At 28.2% G+C, this 18,396-nt stretch carries 15 protein-coding genes; 13 read left to right on the top strand and 2 right to left on the bottom strand.

Annotated features, from left to right (window positions below):
• The 9 genes from NNC19_RS08415 (at position 1) to NNC19_RS08375 (ending at position 11,076) form a co-directional block, all read left to right on the top strand.
• The gene (locus NNC19_RS08415) at positions 1 to 1,206 is read left to right on the top strand and encodes a type II secretion system F family protein (protein ID WP_310938188.1); all 1,206 of its coding nucleotides are present in this window, start codon (positions 1 to 3) and stop codon (positions 1,204 to 1,206) included.
• 85 nt (positions 1,207 to 1,291) lie between these two features.
• Positions 1,292 to 1,708, top strand: a complete 417-nt coding sequence (locus NNC19_RS08410; protein WP_310938187.1) for a prepilin-type N-terminal cleavage/methylation domain-containing protein — start codon at positions 1,292 to 1,294, stop codon at positions 1,706 to 1,708.
• A gap of 98 nt (positions 1,709 to 1,806) precedes the next feature.
• Positions 1,807 to 2,994: a pilus assembly protein PilM gene (gene pilM / locus NNC19_RS08405; RefSeq protein ID WP_310938186.1), complete on the top strand. Its 1,188-nt coding sequence runs from the start codon at positions 1,807 to 1,809 to the stop codon at positions 2,992 to 2,994.
• Between the two features lie 3 nt (positions 2,995 to 2,997).
• Positions 2,998 to 3,555 carry a PilN domain-containing protein gene (locus tag NNC19_RS08400; RefSeq protein ID WP_310938185.1) on the top strand — a complete coding sequence of 186 codons (558 nt, stop codon included), beginning with the start codon at positions 2,998 to 3,000 and terminating at the stop codon, positions 3,553 to 3,555.
• Between the two features lie 2 nt (positions 3,556 to 3,557).
• The gene (locus tag NNC19_RS08395) at positions 3,558 to 4,784 is read left to right on the top strand and encodes a pilus assembly protein PilO (protein WP_310938184.1); all 1,227 of its coding nucleotides are present in this window, start codon (positions 3,558 to 3,560) and stop codon (positions 4,782 to 4,784) included.
• Positions 4,785 to 4,793: 9 nt separating this feature from the next.
• Positions 4,794 to 5,726 (top strand): prepilin-type N-terminal cleavage/methylation domain-containing protein, encoded by a 933-nt coding sequence (locus NNC19_RS08390; RefSeq protein WP_310938183.1) that lies wholly within the window; start codon positions 4,794 to 4,796, stop codon positions 5,724 to 5,726.
• An 11-nt stretch (positions 5,727 to 5,737) separates the two neighbouring features.
• Positions 5,738 to 8,164: a hypothetical protein gene (locus tag NNC19_RS08385; protein ID WP_310938182.1), complete on the top strand. Its 2,427-nt coding sequence runs from the start codon at positions 5,738 to 5,740 to the stop codon at positions 8,162 to 8,164.
• Positions 8,165 to 8,190: 26 nt separating this feature from the next.
• On the top strand, positions 8,191 to 8,769 hold the full coding sequence (locus NNC19_RS08380; RefSeq protein WP_310938181.1) for a type II secretion system protein: 579 nt from the start codon (positions 8,191 to 8,193) through the stop codon (positions 8,767 to 8,769).
• A 33-nt stretch (positions 8,770 to 8,802) separates the two neighbouring features.
• Positions 8,803 to 11,076, top strand: a complete 2,274-nt coding sequence (locus NNC19_RS08375) for a vWA domain-containing protein (protein WP_310938180.1) — start codon at positions 8,803 to 8,805, stop codon at positions 11,074 to 11,076.
• A 68-nt stretch (positions 11,077 to 11,144) separates the two neighbouring features.
• Here the strand turns inward: NNC19_RS08375 and NNC19_RS08370 are convergent, their stop codons facing one another.
• Positions 11,145 to 12,203 (bottom strand): galactose ABC transporter substrate-binding protein, encoded by a 1,059-nt coding sequence (locus NNC19_RS08370; RefSeq protein ID WP_310938179.1) that lies wholly within the window; start codon positions 12,201 to 12,203, stop codon positions 11,145 to 11,147.
• Between the two features lie 191 nt (positions 12,204 to 12,394).
• Between NNC19_RS08370 and NNC19_RS08365 the strand changes: the two genes are divergently transcribed.
• From NNC19_RS08365 to NNC19_RS08355, 3 genes are all read left to right on the top strand, one after another.
• Positions 12,395 to 13,312, top strand: coding sequence for a ferritin-like domain-containing protein (locus NNC19_RS08365; RefSeq protein WP_310938178.1), 918 nt, complete (start codon positions 12,395 to 12,397; stop codon positions 13,310 to 13,312).
• Between the two features lie 352 nt (positions 13,313 to 13,664).
• Complete coding sequence (locus tag NNC19_RS08360) at positions 13,665 to 14,126, top strand: spore coat protein (protein WP_310938177.1); 462 nt, start codon at positions 13,665 to 13,667, stop codon at positions 14,124 to 14,126.
• Between the two features lie 437 nt (positions 14,127 to 14,563).
• Positions 14,564 to 15,046: a hypothetical protein gene (locus tag NNC19_RS08355; RefSeq protein ID WP_310938176.1), complete on the top strand. Its 483-nt coding sequence runs from the start codon at positions 14,564 to 14,566 to the stop codon at positions 15,044 to 15,046.
• Positions 15,047 to 15,292: 246 nt separating this feature from the next.
• Here NNC19_RS08355 and NNC19_RS08350 read toward each other — a convergent pair whose 3' ends face one another.
• The gene (locus NNC19_RS08350) at positions 15,293 to 16,204 is read right to left on the bottom strand and encodes a hypothetical protein (protein ID WP_310938175.1); all 912 of its coding nucleotides are present in this window, start codon (positions 16,202 to 16,204) and stop codon (positions 15,293 to 15,295) included.
• 179 nt (positions 16,205 to 16,383) lie between these two features.
• On the opposite strand from NNC19_RS08350, the gene NNC19_RS08345 reads away from it, so the two are divergent.
• The gene (locus tag NNC19_RS08345; RefSeq protein WP_310938174.1) at positions 16,384 to 18,396 is read left to right on the top strand and encodes a diguanylate cyclase domain-containing protein; all 2,013 of its coding nucleotides are present in this window, start codon (positions 16,384 to 16,386) and stop codon (positions 18,394 to 18,396) included.

Here is an 18,396-nt window from a genome sequence, read left to right as displayed (position 1 = left end):
GTGTCTAGATTTAAATATCGGATAATGAATTCTGAAGGAGAAAAAACAGAAGGAATTCATGAAGCACAATCTAAAGGAGAGGTCTTAGAATTTATTTCAGCTAATGGATATTATCCTTTAATGGTTGAAGAGATAATTGAAAGTGCAAATATTGAAATTAAAATTAATAGCAGGGTAAGTTTAAAAGATATCTCAGTTTTTTGTAGGCAATTTTATACCATGTTAGATGCAGGGGTACCTATATTAGCGTGCTTGAATATATTAGCCAAGCAGCCTCAAAAGCCAAAGTTAAAGCAAGCCTTAGTAGAAATTGAAGAAGAGGTTGAAAGAGGGGGAATTTTATCACAAGCTATGAAAAAGCAAAAAAATGTTTTCCCAGATCTTTTAATTAATTTAGTAGAGGCTGGAGAGGCAAGTGGTACTTTGACAAGCATAATGGAGAGAATGGCAAATCACTACGAAAAAGAAAACAAGGTAAATAATAAAGTTAAAAATGCTATGGTATATCCAATAGTTTTAGGATTTGTTGCAATAGTGGCAGTAGTATTCATACTTGTTTATGTAATGCCAACATTTAAGGGGATTTTTGAGCAAAGTGGAACAGTTTTACCATGGTCAACGAAACTTCTATTAGGAAGTGGAGATTTCTTAACAAAGAATGCCATACTTATTGTGGTTGTAATTGCAGGAATTGCTTTTGGTTTAAGATATTATTTTAATACTGAAAAAGGTTCATTGGTTTTAAGTCAAATGAAACTTAAGATACCTGCTATAAATAAATTAAATCAGATGGTTATAGTATCAAGATTCACAAGAACATTATCAACCTTGTTAGCTAGTGGACTACCTTTAATTGGAGCTATGGATATTGTTTCTAAGGTTGTAGGAAATAGAGTGGCAGAGAATGCTATTCTGGATGTTAAAGAAAAGATTACTAGAGGACAAGAGTTAAACACTTCATTGAGATCAACAGGAATATTTCCTGAAATGTTATATTCAATGGTTAAAATAGGAGAAGAAACAGGTTCAATTGATGAAATTTTAGGTAAGACAGCTGATTTTTATGATGAAGAATTAGAAACTACAATACAAAGAACAGTTGCCTTAATGGAGCCTGCTATGATAGTCGTAATGGGAATAGCAATTGGATTTATAATAATGTCAGTTATGTTACCGATGTACAATAGTTATGGTAACATTCAGTAAAAGTTAATAATGCACAATGCATACAGCAAAGTGTGTTAAAAATAAATAAAAAACAAACGATAAAAAATATTAGGAGGAATTTTTCATGAACAAATTATTAAAAAACAAAATGAGTGGGTTAACAAAAGGGAAAAAGAAAGGATTTACATTAATCGAATTAATTATTGTTATTGCTATTATTGCAATTTTAGCTGCAATTGCTGTACCAAAGTTTAGCCAAATTACTAAAAATGCAAATGTAAAAGCTGATGTAGCTTCAGCTAAGACTATTCATCAAGCAGCATCGCAAGCATTAGCAGAAGATCCAGCAACAAAGGCAGACAATATAACAACAAAAACTAAAGATAGACTTGCAGGAGGAAACTATCCTACTCCTAAAGCTGTATCAGGGCAAGAGTTCTCGGTTACAATGGATTCTGATAATAATATAAAAGTTACTGTAGGAACAGGAACAGGAGCACTAGAAGTATACCCTACATTAAGTGCTGATTATGGTAAATAGTATAAAATAACAAATTAAATAAAAGTGTAAAGCTTTCTACAAGCTTTACACTTTACTCTATACACTTAAAAAATAATGGTAAACAGGTGGGAGAAATTATGAGAAGAAGTAGAGTAAAGTCTAGAAAGCGAAGAGGAAATTTAGATTTAAAAAAGCTTAAAGATTTAGCTAACATAGATTTTAAAAAATTATCTAACACAAGTATAAAAAAGAAAACTAGTAAAAAATCAAATAAGAAAAGAAAAGTAGTAGCTTTTGATATAGGCTATTCATCTATAAAAATAGTAGAAGGAACTTATTATAAAAGAAATTTATCTATAGATAAATTAATAAAAATACCTACTCCAGATGGAACTATTAAAGATGGTGAAATAATTAAGAAAGATAAATTAGTTAATTTGTTACAAACAGCTTTGACAAACAATTCTATAACAGCTAAAGAAGGAATTTGTACAAATAATTCTACAACTATAATAAATAGAGAACTTACAATTCCTAAGGTTGAAGATGATGAAATAGATACTGTAGTGAGATATGAAATACAACAATATTTACCTATTAATTTAGATGACTATGTACTTCAAACTAATATTTTAGGAGAAGAAAAATTAGAAGACAATGAAAGATTAAGTGTACGTGCCATTGCATATCCGGAAAAAATGGCAAGAGGGTATTATGAACTTATAGAAAGTCTGAATTTAAAACCATTAGCATTAGATGTTAACTATAATGCATTAAATAAATTAGCTAATTATATAAAAGTTATTAATGAGTATGAATACAATTCTAAAGAAGTTGCTGTTTTCATAGATATGGGAGCAACAAGTCTAGATGTTAACATATATAATGAAGGAATTTTACAATTTACAAGAATGATAAAAGCAGGTGGGATAAATCTAGATGATATCTTAACAGAATCATTAGATGTTCCAAAGGATGAATTAGAGAAATATAAAAAAGATAATATAGATTTAAGTTTAGAAAATCTTAGCAACCAAGGAAGAGATATAGTAGGTGAAATAGATGAATGGATAGATAAGATAGAAAAAGTTATACAGTTTTACAAAAATAAAAATATGGGTATAGGTGTAAATAACATATTTATTTATGGTGGAACTTCTAAAATAAAAGGGTTAAATGAGTATATGACCTCCAAATTATTAATGAATGTTATAAAAATTGAAAGCATTTCTAAAATTGATCTAAATACACAAGTTAATATGGGTGAATCTATAGATAGTTTTATTAATGCAATAGGTTCAATAATAAGGATAGAGGGGGATTAATTCATGAGAGACTTAAACTTTTTTAGTCAATACCAAGAGAAGAAGCAAGAAAAAAAGAATGAAAAGATATATTTTTACTTAGCTTCAGGTTTATTAGTTTCAATAATTATAGGAACAGTTTCTTTTAATTTAGTTAAAATTATGATTTATGATAAACAAATAAAAGAATATACAGAAAAATTTAATGCAAATGATATACAAACTAAGCTTAAGGAAGCAGATGAAGTAAGTGGAAAACTAAGTATTTTAACTAAATATGAAAGTGCTTTATCAAGTGTTTCAACTTCCCTTAGAAAACTTGATGTTGTAACAGATGATTTGTTAAATGATATATGTGGAGCAATTCCAAGTGAAGTTTCATTTAAAGATTTTAAAGTAGAAGGCTATGATGTAACTATAAGTGGAATTTCTAGTAATAGAGAGGCTATAGGAGAATATGAACATAATTTGAAAAAGCTATCAAAAATAAAAAGTGTTCAAATAACAAAAATCAGTAAGACTAATACTGTAGGAGAAGATTATTCCTTCGATATGACCTGTGTGTTAAAGGAGGTAGAATAACTATGAAGCTAAATAAAAGAGAACAAGTTGGATTATTTACTGTAGCTTTTGTAGGAATAGGAATGCTTTACTATCAATTTGGATATTCAAATTTATCTACTAAGGCAAATGAAAAACTACAAGCAAAAACTGAAATTGAGCAAAAATATAATATGGCAAATGATACTGTAAATGCATTGGAAGCTAAAAAGAGCAATGTAAAAGTATTAACTACAAAAATAAATGAAAAATCTAAACCTCTTTATCCAACAATAAGTCAGGAACACATAGTTTTAGAATTGGACAAACTGTTAAAAGAGAATGGATTAGAGGGGGGAATGACTTTTGATGTAACAGAAGTTAAGGGAATTGAAGTTATAAAGAAATCAGAAAAAGATAAGGATTTAGGGAAAGGTTCTGTTCAAAAGATAGTAGATGAGTTTAATAGTAAATATGGTGCTGGAAAGACAAGCCCAGAAAGTAGTACTAATAATACATCAAGCACTACAACTAATACACCAAGTGAAGAAACTACTGTAACTCAGCTTAAGGTTATTGTGGATTTTAATGGGACTTATGAATCTGTAAATAAGTTTTTAAATGCTATTGGAAATTATGAAAGAAAAATTTCTATATTAATGATGAGTTTATCAGAAAAGAGTTTAGAAGAAGTGAAGGGTTCAGTTGGAATGGTAATATATTCTGTACCTAAAATAAATGATGATTTAAATACATATTCAAAATGGAATCTAAATGATGTATATGGAAAATTTAGGCCTTTTAGCACAGGAAGTCTTTCAGGAACTGGAATAAAATCAGAAGTAGCTAAAGATGATTTTTTAATTAACGTTAACTCTTCAAAATCAGTTTTATCAACATTAATTATAGGTAAATCTGATGATAAATTAAGAAGTACATATGCTTATGCAGATGGTAATAATGTGCAAGAAGCAGAGATAGTACTAACTGAAAAAGATGGTAAGTATTATTACAAGTACAAGGCTGCAACAGATACGATACCAATGAACTATACTGGATTAGGCAATGAGTTTGTAGTAAGTGGAGATAATATAGTTCTAAATATATCAAGTGAAAAGAGAGTTGATCCTAATGATGAATCAGGATTAAAGCTAAAAATTATTAATGATACTAATAAGTTAGTTAGAGTAGATATAACAGGAGATGATGAAAAAGATCCAAGAGTTTCAATTGATGGTGATAGTAAAAATATAAGTGTTAATAAAAAGTAGGTGGAACTTATGAAAAATAAATATAAGAAGTATGGTGGATATACTTTAGTTGAAATGATAATAAGTATTGCAATACTTGGAATGATAATGACACCTATATATACCATGTTAATAGTGAGCCAAAAAAGCAATAAAGATGGGTCAACAAAGCAAACAGTAGCTTTAAAGGGACAAGAAATATTTGAAGAAATTAAAAGTGAAGATATAGAACAAACTACAGATAGTGAAGGAAAAATTAATGGAATTAAGATTTGGGGTATTGAAATTCCATCGCCAGCAAGTGAAGGAGAAAAAGAAATTTCTGGGGATGGATACAAAGTAAAGGTAAAAATAACGAAAAATACCTCGATAAATTTAGAAGAAAATACTTCACAAGAAGCAGGCAGTAAAGTTGAAACGGTTAATTTTAATGGGATTTTTAGTGGAACTGAAAGTCCTATAACAGTTAAATTAAATGGCATACAAAATTATATGAGCTATTCAAGTCAAGATGATGTTTTAAAACTGGTTGTAAATTCTAAAACAATAGAAAATAAAAAAATAGTAGAAGTTAAAGACAGGTTAAATAATTCAATAATTACCTCATATGAACTAGTAGAAGATAGTAAAAAAGATGATCAAATAAATTTAATATTAAATTTTGAACAATATAAGGTTAAAAAAATAAATGATGAAAATAGTTTAAGGCCTGTAGAAGTGAATGTTTATAATCAAGATAGTATTCCTTTAAATATAAGTTTGCAAAAATCAACAAGCTTAGATGTAAATGTAAATACTAAAATTGGAAATGTTAGAGTATTTGATAATCGTTCAGGAGATCCAGCTGAAACAAGTGAATGGTATGATATCAAAGTTGAAGCAATAGAACCTATAAATGGAGAGGAAAAAGTTATTTTCACTGAACAAACTAGTCAAAAAATAAAAGTTAATGGAAATAATTAGGAGGCGGTTGGATGGTTAGAAAAAAACGAGGGGCTAGTTTAGTTTCTGTAGTTATTATTTCTGGAGTTGTAATTACAATGGGGACAGCAATGCTAACACTGACAGTTGGAGATTATAAGGCTAGAATGAATGAAAGTTCAAGAATAAAAAATCTGTATTCTTCAGAACTTGGATTAGATGTAGGACAGGAGATATTAGGAAAGAACTTTGATGCAGGAGTTAAATATTCAATAAGTAAAGTGGAAGAATACAAAAAGAGTGATTACTTTATCAATAAAGTTGCTGAAGGGCTAAAAGATGATCTTAAAAATTTTGAAGCATCAAAAAAACAAATAAGTCAATCAACAGATTCAAATAAGGTAAAGGAACTTATTGAATTAAATAAAAAAATAGATGAAACTAAAAAGAGCATTCAAATAGAAGAAGAGAATAATATTGATACATATTTTAAGAAAATATTCAATGATTTTGTATATATGGATGTGTATGATGATAAATATAAAAATGAAATAAATACTGAGGTCAATAAGGATGAGCTTAGAAAGAGTATAGTAGGCAAAGAATATATTAAAAATATAAATGAAATAGATACAGATAAGAGATATGCGCAAGTGAATTTTAGTAATAATAGTGTAACCTTATTAGTTGATGATACTGAAAAAAATAAAGATGAAGGTAAGAATGCAGGTATTTCCTACACAACATTAGAAGCTGGTTCGGATAGAAAATATAGTACTAGAAAATATACAATAAAAATTACATCTTCATATACTACTTCAGACAGAAATGGAACAAATGAAAGAAAACTTCAATCTATATATAATATAACAGTGCCAGATTATAAAGATGTTGCCTACAGTGAAAGTAATGGTGGACTTGCTAATTATGAATTTTTAGAAGATAAAGCATTAATTGTTGGCAAGAATATGAATATAACTTCTGATCTTTCTATTACTGGAAATACATTTGTTCAGGGAGAACCCACTGGAGATATTTCATCTAGAGTTTATGATAAGTATAATGGAGGAATAGTTTTAGATGCAAGTTCTAGCGAAAAAGTTGAATTTACTGGAGATGTGATTACAGGGAGAACTTTTAATATTAGAGATAATATAAATTCAATTATAAATGGTGATTTATATGCTATGAATGTTTATGCAGGAAATCAAGAAAAGGAATCTATGGCAGATGGGTCAACATTATTAGTTAAGAATAGTGATAATACTGGAAAAGTAATAGTAGATAATGATATTACATTGAAAGCAAGTCGTACTAAAATCATAATTGATGAGTTTTATGGAATTAATGACAAGAACATAAATTATGGTGACTCAAAAACTACTATTGACAGTAAATTATTAGATAGAACATCAAGTAGTATTATAGTAAATGGAAATAAAGAATCTAGTGTTAAAATTAACAAAAAAGCTTATATTATGGGGGTAGCCCACATTAATACTAAGAATGAAGAAGGTTATACTACAGGTGAGTCTACAGGGGTAAAGGGAAACTACATAGCATATGCATATCCTACTAATAATGATGAAAAATTTGATTATTATGAGCCACTTCAGTTATTAGACGAAGATAATATTATTAAAAAGAGTGAGCATTTTGTTCAGTATTGGAAAGATAAACTTGATAAAGTGAATACTGGAGGTATTGAGCTTCCGGATGAAAGTAATATATATTCAATAGGAGCATTAGTTTATAAAGATTCAAATGGAGAAACAAAAGTTGTAAATAGCAGCTATAGTTTAGATGGCCAAAATTCCGTAAAAGATAAAAAAGAAGAATTTGCAGAAAAAGTATACAATCTTGGAGGAAAAAAATTAGAAGATTGGGAAAAATTAAATCTATATGAATCATTAGGAACTTCAAAGGATAAAGTAGAAGATTTGATGATTACAAATAGCCAAGATGAAGCTTTTATAAAATATAAGAATGCAAATGGAAGATTCTTCAAAGGCAGTGTAGATGTTGAGCCAAATGAACAAAGCAATAATGAAAAATTTATAATAAGTGATAAGAATATAAAAATTGTAGCTTCAACTTCAAGTTCAGAAAATAAAGATGGAATTAGCACAGAAGGGGATGACACCATAGTAATAAATGTACCAGAAAAGTCATCTGTACATAAACTTAATGCTTTTATAGCAACAAAAGGAAATGTAACTATAACAGGAAATATTGATTTTGAAGGCTTTATTTTAGCACAAGGCAATTTAGAGATAATAGGGGATGGAAATACAATAAAATACAATAAGGATTTAGTAAACAGGATTACTGCTTCAAATGCAGAGGTATTTAATTCTGTATTTGGACATATGAGACAAGATATAGATGCTTCTCAACAACAAAGTAGTGAAGCTGCTGCTACCATTGATTATGATAGAAATAAGTTTGTAAAAGATATGATTTGGAAGATTGTTAAATAAATATTATCTAAGGATGTGAGGCAGATTTGATAATTCGTAGAAAGAAAAAAGGTTTTACAGTAACAGAATTAGTGATTGCTATGACTATTATGATTACTGTGCTTGGAATACTGTGGGCCATGTTTAGTATAAGCAACAAAACAATTTCAGATGTAACTATTAAATCTGACTTGCAAAGTGAAGGGCAGGCTATTCAAGAAAAATTAAGTAATATTATGATGCAGGCAACGGTAATAAAATCAATAGATGGAGATTCACTAACAGGAGAAATAAATTCTATAAAATTTGAATCCTATGGAAGTGATTTAAATCTAGAGGAATTTGCAATTGAAAAGGTAGAGTCGGGTGATAACTATAAAGATGGTGGGAAAAACTATAAACTTTCTATAAGGAATAATGTTAATACAAATAACTTAACTATTTCAAATAATGTAAAGAGTATAAAAATTAGTAATCCAGAGGTCATTCAATATAGTGGAGAGGCACTTAGAAATGTAAAGACAGCTGAGTTTTATATTATATTGAAGAAAGAAAATGGCTACAGTAAAAACATAGAGTATCCCATATCAATAAAGGCTAGATTTAGAAATAACAGCAAGGGTTAAAAATTATCATCAGCAAGGAAAGGAGTGAATTGTTTGTATTTTTTTAAAAACAAAAGATTAAGTGGAAGAGGCTTGTTTTTAGTTACTTTCTCATTAGTAGTGATGATAAGTTTTATGTTTGTAAAAGCTGGTGTGTACAAGCCTAATATGACAATTACCTATGATAGTACAATTATATCAGGGACACCAACTACAAGCTTAGATATTAAGGGACTCGTAAATCAAGATGTAGAGATAAAGTATAAGGTAACCCCAGATTCACTTGCATTTGGAGATGTTAACACAAAAGTAAACAAAGAAATAGTACTTGTTCTAGATACTTCTGGAAGTATGAATGATGGTATTTCTTCTACAGACAAAACTATTAGAATTGATGCATTAAAGGTAGCAGCAACAAATTTTATTAACAATTTCAAAACTGAAAGTAATGTGAAAATAGGTATAGCTAATTATTCAACTAAAGCAAATTATAATAATTTAAGTTTGCCACTTACAGCTGCAAGTACTGGCAATGCTACATTATTAAGCAAGATAAATAGCTATAAAAGAAGTACTTATGATAGTTATGGAAATAAAACTAATGATGGTAATATTGAAGGAGGAACTAATACTGGTGATGGTATAAGGTATGCTTTGAATATGTTAAATAATGGATCTACCGCTAAAAAATTTGTTGTGTTGATGTCTGATGGAGAACCAACATTTTATATGAAAAAAGCAGTGTATACTCAAAAGCAAGTATGGCATGATGGATATTATACAGGATACTGGTGGAATAGAGTATGGCATGAAGGGTATTATACAACTGAAACTGTAACTACATATGAGTATTACACACAATTAGATGATAGTAGTGGGCCAATACTAGATGGACCAGGTAATGCAGATGATGCTTCACAGAATTGCTTAAACTATGCATCAACTATGTCAGTCAAGATAAAAGATGCTAATTATTCAAGTTTCAATATAGCATATAGTTCTGGTGGTTCAGCAGATAAGATGAAGGCATTAGCAACAGCATCTGGAGGAAAATACTTTAGTGCATTAGATGCAAATGCTATTAATAATGTTTTTAGTGAAATTGCAGATCAAATTAAGGGTACTTATGCAATAAGTGGTGTAAATTTAAAAGCTACACTCCCTGCTGGTATAGAATATACTGGATCAATGGCAGATGTAACTATTGATGGAACCACATATACTCAAAAGCTTCCTGATTTAATTTATAGGCTTAGTAGTGATAAAAGCAAGTATATAACTGATCCTTTTTATATTAGTTTTAAGTTTAAAGCTACTAAAAGTGGAACATATAGCTTGCCACAAAATGCCACATTAAACTATAAAGGAACAGATGGAAATTTAATTTCAATAAATTTAAATCAAACCATAAATTATGTTGCCAATGACTTAGTTGATGAAGGTACACCTTTAATAAAGGCTGCTATAGTAGGGCAAGATCCAACTCCAGGAATAGTAGGACAAGATTTAAAGCTTAAATATAGTGTGAGTTCAGAAACATTTAAGATTTTTGAAACTACAAACTTTATAAAGCCATCATCATATACAATTAAGGCAAAACTTAAATTTAACTTACAGGGAAAATTTGAGAGTGGGTTAGGATTAAATAAATCTACAGATTCAAATTTTGAGGTTGAAACTCCAGAGTTTGATGTGGTTTATAAACTAGATACAAGTGGTAGTTATGTTCTACAACCTATTGAGAATAAGGAATTTACAGTGAAAATTAAAGAGGCCATAGATATAGAAAATTTACAATTTGGGCCTGGTATTGTTTCATATATTGATCTAAATAATAAGCCGGTAAATACGAACATAGAACCATATTTGATTAAAATGGTTCAGATTGGGAAGTTTGGAATGTATAGAGGCATAAAAGATAGTGTGCCTGATATTTTAGAGAATAGTAGTTCATTTAATATACAAAGAAGGACAAATATAAGGTTAGGTGCTACTTTAACTGGAAGTTTGAATAATAAATCTCAACTTAGATTAGAAATTGCAAATGGACTTGAATTGTATAAGAATATAGAAGTATATACCTATGATGATAAAGGTACATTAACTTTAGTTGGAAATATGGAAGAAAAAACTTCTACTGATACACGTAAAAAAACTTATAGTTATAATGGAAAAGATGTTACTAATCAAAAAATATTGATATTGTATAATGAAACTATAAGTGAAAATGCTATGTCAGGTAGTAAATATGTAAATGAGTTATATATAGGAAAAGATATAAAAGATGTACAAATAAGTGTTTATGATGGAGAAGTAGAGCTTTTCTAAAAGTGAATTAAAAGAATTTAATGCAGAAGAGAAATGCTGATGTTATTTAGTCAACATTTCTCTTTTGTTTATGAATTTGAATTGATAGTATAAGGTTCATATGTTATAGGTACTGCAATTTCTTGGTCATTAACTGTTAAATTAGTATTAACAGTAGGATTTTTACCAGATACTAAATTCATTCCAACATCATAGAGAGCTTTAGCTACAGGTTTAGTTTCTTGAGAAACTGTACCTGTCATAAATCCTTCTTTTACTAAGTATTTGGCTTCAGGAGTTCCGTCCGCTCCAAACACTGGAATGTATTTTAATTTATTACCTTTGTTATATCCATATTGCTGAAGTGCTTCAACAGCTCCAATAGCCATAGTATCATCATTTGCAATAATTGCTTCAATATTATTTCCGTATTTTAGAAAAGCTGAAGAAATCGAATTTTTAGCTAAATCTTTATCCCAGTTAGCAGAGATAGAAGCAAGTTCTTGAGTTTCTATTCCAGCTTCATTAATTGTTAAAATAGGGTACTTTGTTCTTGCAGCTGATAATCTAGAACCTGGTCTACCTTGCAACATTATGTATTGAAGTTTACCATCTCCATTCTTATCCATAGATAATTTATTATTTTTCCATTCATCTACAATTAATCTTCCCTCCATAATGCTAGATTCTTTATAATCTATATTTATAAAAACAACTTTAGAATAATATTTAATAGGACTAGATTCTGGAATTGTAGAATTAAAAAAGATTAATGGCAAATTTTTTTGCTTAAGTTTAAAATAAATATCATCCATTATATCCTTTCTTTTCTGACCTATATTAAATATAAAAAGGTCAAATTCACTATCGGTGATATTTTTCATAATTTGTGATTGTGTATCTGGATTTCCTTTTCCGTCAAAGAAAGTGAATTTAACTTTATCAGGATTATCTTTTTGAATATCCTCTAAATCCTTTTGTATCATTTTATTATATAAGTAATCAAAAGAATATAATAATACTGCTACATTAACTGGACTTCTTGTATTTGAACTAGTAATTATAGGGTTAAAACCATAGCATTTTATATTAGAAGATAGTGTGAAGAAAATTATAGTAAAAGAAAGAATTTTTTTTAATACTTTCATTTTTTACCTCCATACTTAGCAAATTTCATTATTTATTATGTGCTTCAATCAATAAATATATAGATTTAATATAGTACAAAAATTCACCAATTAGTATAAAATTAATAAAATAGAAGTGTATTAATTATTTCTAGGAGAATAGTAAAATTTTGATGGAACAGTATAATAACCAAATGAATGTCAATCCCAAAATGAAGGAAACTCTTGAAGGTATAATGAAAGGAGTCCAAGGAGAAAGAGAAGATGAGTTGTTTTATGACTATTTAATTAGTCAAGCTCCAACTAATGATGAAAAACAAATAATAAGTTCTATAAGAGATGATGAACGTAGACACAATATGTTATTTAGAAGAATGTACAAAGACTTTACAGGAATGGAAATTCCACAAGGTGAAGAAGAAAAATTTCAATCACCTGAATCATATTTAGAGGGGATAAAAAGAGCTTTATTTGGAGAACTAAGTGCAGTAGAAAGGTATAGAGCTATAAGAAGAAGATTACCTAGAGAAATATATAGAGATATGTTATTTGATATAATTACAGATGAATTAAAACATGCTTCAAAATACAATTATCTATTTACTTTAAATAGCATGAACAATAATACATCTATGAGTGGAAATATGACAGGTGGACCACAGATGCAAGGAATGACACCAGGCACATCTATGAGTGGAGATATGACAAGTGGACCACAGATGCAAGGAATGATACCAGGTACATCTATGGGTGGAAATATGACAGGTGGACCACAGATGCAAGGAATGACACCAGGCACATCTATGAGTGGAAATATGATAGGTGGTACACAAACACAAGGAACAACTCCTGGTTCATCTATGAAGAGAAATGTGATAAGAGAAGATACATCGGAGTATACACCAGATGATTGGGTTAAATATATTACACCATTGGTTAGTCTTGCTATGGAAGAGACTAAGGAAGGTATTAATAATGAACATTTATATCAAAAATATATAATACTAGGAGTACTTGTTGGAACAGGAATGACACCAAAAGAAGCTATTGATCAAGTTGAAGAGTGGAAGAAAACAGGAAGCTCTAAGTTATTAAGATTAAGTAGGATGAGCAGATACTTTGATTATTAAGATGATTGTTAAATCAATTCAATAATTAAATTTTTAAAAGTGATTTTATCCAATAGCTAGCATCCATAACACTCATCTTTCTTCAAGTGGGATTAACGGTTGCACGCTCCTGGACTGGGTGCCCCTTGAGGGTATAAGTTCAACTAAATTCAGGTGGAGTTAAAACTCCACCTGAAAAGTTTCACTTTATATGGGATAAGCTTGTTATTTTTTATAGCAGCTTATCTTTTTTTTTATAAGAATTTTAGGGCGAAGATTCACAAAGATTAAACTGATAATGGTGATTTATGGTAGTAATTGCTATGAATATAAAAATGAAATTTAAACAAAATAGAATTGGAGGTGTTTTATTTTGCAAATAAATTTAACTCAAAAAGAAAGACTATTATTAGAAGATCAAAAAAGTCATGAAGAAACTTGCATAGAAAAGTATTCTAACTATGCAAATCAAGCAAAAGATATTCAATTAAAGCAAATATGTAAGAATAATGAACAAATTGAAAGAAGTCATCTTGACACTATTAATCAATTATTAAGTGGCACTGTTCCACAAATTAACCAACAACAAAATCAAAATACTGCACAAGTTTCAAATAGTACACAAAGTGCAGCAGGTAATTTTTCAGATAAGGAAATATGTTCTGATTTGCTGATGACAGAAAAATATGTATCTGGAGCTTATGATACAGCTATTTTTGAATTTAAAGATACAGAAGTTCGTGATGTGCTAAATCATATACAAAAGGAAGAGCAAAAACATGGAGAAGCTATATTTAAGTATATGGATAGTAAGGGAATGTATAATATTCAATAATAGCTAATATTATAAAAACACAAAAATGATTACTTCTATGAGTAAATAATTTTTGTGTTTTTATTTTTTTATGTTAAAATGTGTGATTTAGAAAAATGTTAATAATATGTACATTGTTCTAAATATAAACTAAATTGTTAGATTGAAAAAGAAATAATGAAAACGATATTGTGTTTACAATTACACTAATAATATGATAAAATATTATTATATTTAACAGAAACAAACTTGTTGGATTAATATTTTTATTAATAAATTTGTTGTTATTTTAATAATTGTTTTATTAAATTGAAATTACATTAGAAATGTGAAGAGCAGATTATAATGTTAAAAATGCTTTTTAACAAGAATATAGTTCAACAAAAAAATGTGTACTAGCTTTGAGGAATAATTAAATTAGACAAAAGAAGAGTTTGGGGAACAAAGGAGGAAATAATATGAATTTTAAAAAATTTATGGATGTTTTATTGGGCAATAATGAAGAAGATAGTGATGATAATGCAGACTATAATGCAAATTATATTGAAAGTATTGGCCCTAAAGATAATCAAAAAAAAGATTTGAGTGAAGCACAAGAAATAGAAGAAGTGCAAGAAATAGGAGAAGAACAAGAAGAATATATTGGAGATCTTCCAGAAAGTACAATAAGAGATATTTTTATAGATTTATACTCTCAGCTAGATATTGAACCAACAAAGAGAATATATAGAATCTTTTTAGATGGTTGGAGAGATGGATTGGTGAATATCGAGAGTACAACAATTAAAGAAGAAATAATTGCACCAAAGGGGATGGATGAATTTAGTGCTTTGTGCATGGCTTTTAAAGGGATGCTAGAAGAACAGCTAAATGAAGAGCTAGATGTGAACTTTGTAAGAGGTTATTGTTATTGTTTATGTTTCTTTATGCCAAATAAGTAAGTGTAAATAAATGAGTAAAGTTCCATATGTAATCGTATGCTAGAATATAAATCAAGTTATTCTAGAAAATCCAATGAGTGGTAAATAACAATCTGTTTTAAGTTAATAATTATAAGAATAGAGAAAAGTGTATATAAAATAATAAAAGGCAATAAACATCTATTTAAGAGTTTATTGCCTTTTATTAAATTGTGTGGTTATTAGTATTATTGACATTACTATTTTTTTTATACAAAAATATAACAATTAACTTTTCATATTAATCCAACTCTCTAAAGAATGAATAGAAAATCCATTAAAAGAAGAATTAGTTTTGTAGTTTAGATAAACTTTATTTAACTCTTTATACATATAATTTTGTCCTTGATCAAAGAAAGTAAGGTGTGTACCATCATTTACATCAGTGGTTTCAATAGCTAAAGTTGATTTTACATTATATCTCTTAGCTAAATTTATTTCGTTTTTAGTAATCTTAATGATACCATTATCTCCATTTGCAGTATCTCTATATGACATAATTGAAATTGATTTTATATTCTTAAATATCCATTCTGCAAGATTTCCATTTCCGTAAGATGTGTTAAATTCCACTTCATTAAACCAAAAAGGAATATCAATAGCTAAATTTAAGTTAAGTTGGTTACAAATATCTTTTGATTTTAGCAAACAATCTTGAAATCTAGATATCACCTCATCTTGATTAATGTTGTATTCATCATATCCATAAGGTTCAACATCAAGATGAACACCTTTAAATCTAGCATTTATTGGTGAGTTTTTTTGATAATCATTAAGCCAATGAAAAAAATTATTTTGAAGCAAGGTTCCATCTGGAGATACCCAAGCAGGGGAACCATCTAAAGCTTCAACTATTATATTATTTTCATAAGCTTTATTAATAAAGTTATTATAATGATCATAATCTAAATTATAGTCAATTTGAAGATATAAAGTCTTAACCTTATTTTCTGATAAAAAATCAATTATATTGTCTGAATTATTTATGATTTCATTTGTATTCCAAAGCCAAGTAGAAAAATTTGTAGAATTCATTAGTCTTTTTTTTGAGTTAAAAAGTGTTGCATTAACAATATTCTGTTCTGGTACGAAAAAAATCCCAATTAACAAAATGATTAAAAAGAGTCTTGAAAGTTTCATAACTGTGTCTCCTTTGATAATGTGCTTTTAACACTTATACAATAGAAAATTTTACTTAATATGATTTTCATAATATTTTTTATATAGATATACATATTGTAGCTGTTTACTGTGCAAATTATACAATAGAATATATATTTACATAATTAAGATAATAAGCGTATTCGAGGTACATTATTATGAAAAATGAATTAAAAAATGTAGAGCTTGCAGATGGGGTCTACTGGGTAGGAGAGATACCAAAGAATAATGAGCTTAATTGCAATCCATATCTTATTATAGATAATGAAGAAGGTGTTCTTATTGATCCTGGCTCAGTATTGGATTTTGATGTTGTATATTCTAATGTTATAGAATTGATACCATTAAACAATATTAAATATGTAATACTTCATCATCAAGACCCAGACCTTTGTGCAAGTGTACCTCTATTTGAAAAGAAAGGATTAAAGGCAAAAATAGTAACACATTGGAGGACTACTTTAATAATTAGGTATTATGGTATAAAATCTGAATATTATATTGTAGATGAAAATGATTATAAGTTAACATTATCATCAGGAAGGATTTTGAAGTTTATTTCAACACCATATTTACATTTTTCAGGAGCTATAACAACATATGATACTAACACTAAGATATTGTTTTCAAGTGATTTATTTGGAGCATTTAACAGTAGTAATTGGAGTTTGTTTGCAAAAGAGGAGTATATAGAATCAATAAAAGCTTTTCATGAACATTACATGCCTGGAAATGAAATTTTGAGACCAGTGATGGAAAACCTATTGATGATGGATATTAAGCAGATAGCCCCTCAACATGGATGTATAATTCAGGATAATATAAAAACTTATATCAAAGTACTTAGAGATTTAGAATGTGGAACTTTTTTAAATCCTATAAAAAAGATAATATCAAAGAAGGATGAATATTTAGGGATTTGTAATGAAGTGATAAAGAGACTTTGTTCTGTTTTGCAAAAAGAAGAGATAAATAGAATTCTTATAAATGTGGGAATAAAATTAAATGAGGTAACAGGAGAAATAGAGGATTCTAATTTTACTGGACAAGAACTTTGGAATAAAATTTTTGAAGCTTTGTATAAAGAAAAAGGGATTAATTTTTTAACTATTATGGAACCTTTTGCACATAAAATATCAAAAGAATATGATGTTTTATTGCCTGAAATAGTAAGTTCTAAAATAGCTGAAGGAAGAAAAAAGGCAATACATCTTAGTGAAAAAAATAAAAAGTTAATAGAAATAAACAAAGAATTAAAAGAAGATGTGAAAAAAATACAGGATAAATTTACTGTTGATCCTATTTCAGGATTATATAATGAAGCTTTTTTCCTAGATTATTTGGAAATAACTTTCGATAAACATAAAAATTCTGCCCTATTGTTAATTACTATAGATAACATGACTGAAATAAATTTTAAGTATGGAAGAGAAATTGGAAATGAAACTATAAAAAATCTTGCCTATTTTCTAAAGAATTATAAGAATGAAAACCATGAAATATTTAGGTTGCATGGATCAATGTTTGGGTATTATATGATAGATGTGAATAAGAGTGAAGCAATAAATATAGCAGAAATTATACGAAAAAATGTGGCTAAATCTGAAAGTTTTATTGAAAGTATAACTGTATCAATTGGATTGGTTTATTTAAAAGATTTGGAAAATGCAGAGGATTCAACTGAAAAAATCTCTAGTACTATTTTTAATTCTGCTCTTAATAGTTTAAAAACAGCTAGATCTAAAGGAAAAAATATAGTGAGTAGTGAATCATTAACAGAAGATTCAAATTCTGAAAGAAAAAAAGTTTTGTTAGTTGATAATGATAATATGAGTTTAGAAATTTTAAAGATTTACTTTGAAAAAGAAGATTTTGAAGTAATAATAGCAAGGGATGGATTAGAAGCATTAAAGATGATAGAGAAGGAAGATATAAGTATAGTGATTTCTGAACTGATGCTTCCTAAATTAGATGGCTTTTTAATAAAGGAAAGGATGTCTTTTTACTCTAATAAAGCTAATCTTCCATTTATACTTATTTCTCATCAAAAAGATAAAGAAACAATAAAAAGAGCAATAGATTTAAAAATTGATTATTATTTTAAAAAACCATATATGATTATGGAGGTTATTGGATTTGCTAAAAATATGATAAAGGGAGCAGAGAGATAA

This window comes from Clostridium sp. SHJSY1 (genome assembly GCF_031626875.1).
GTDB lineage: Bacteria > Bacillota > Clostridia > Clostridiales > Clostridiaceae > Clostridium.
This window is presented reverse-complemented; position numbering and strand designations above follow the sequence as displayed.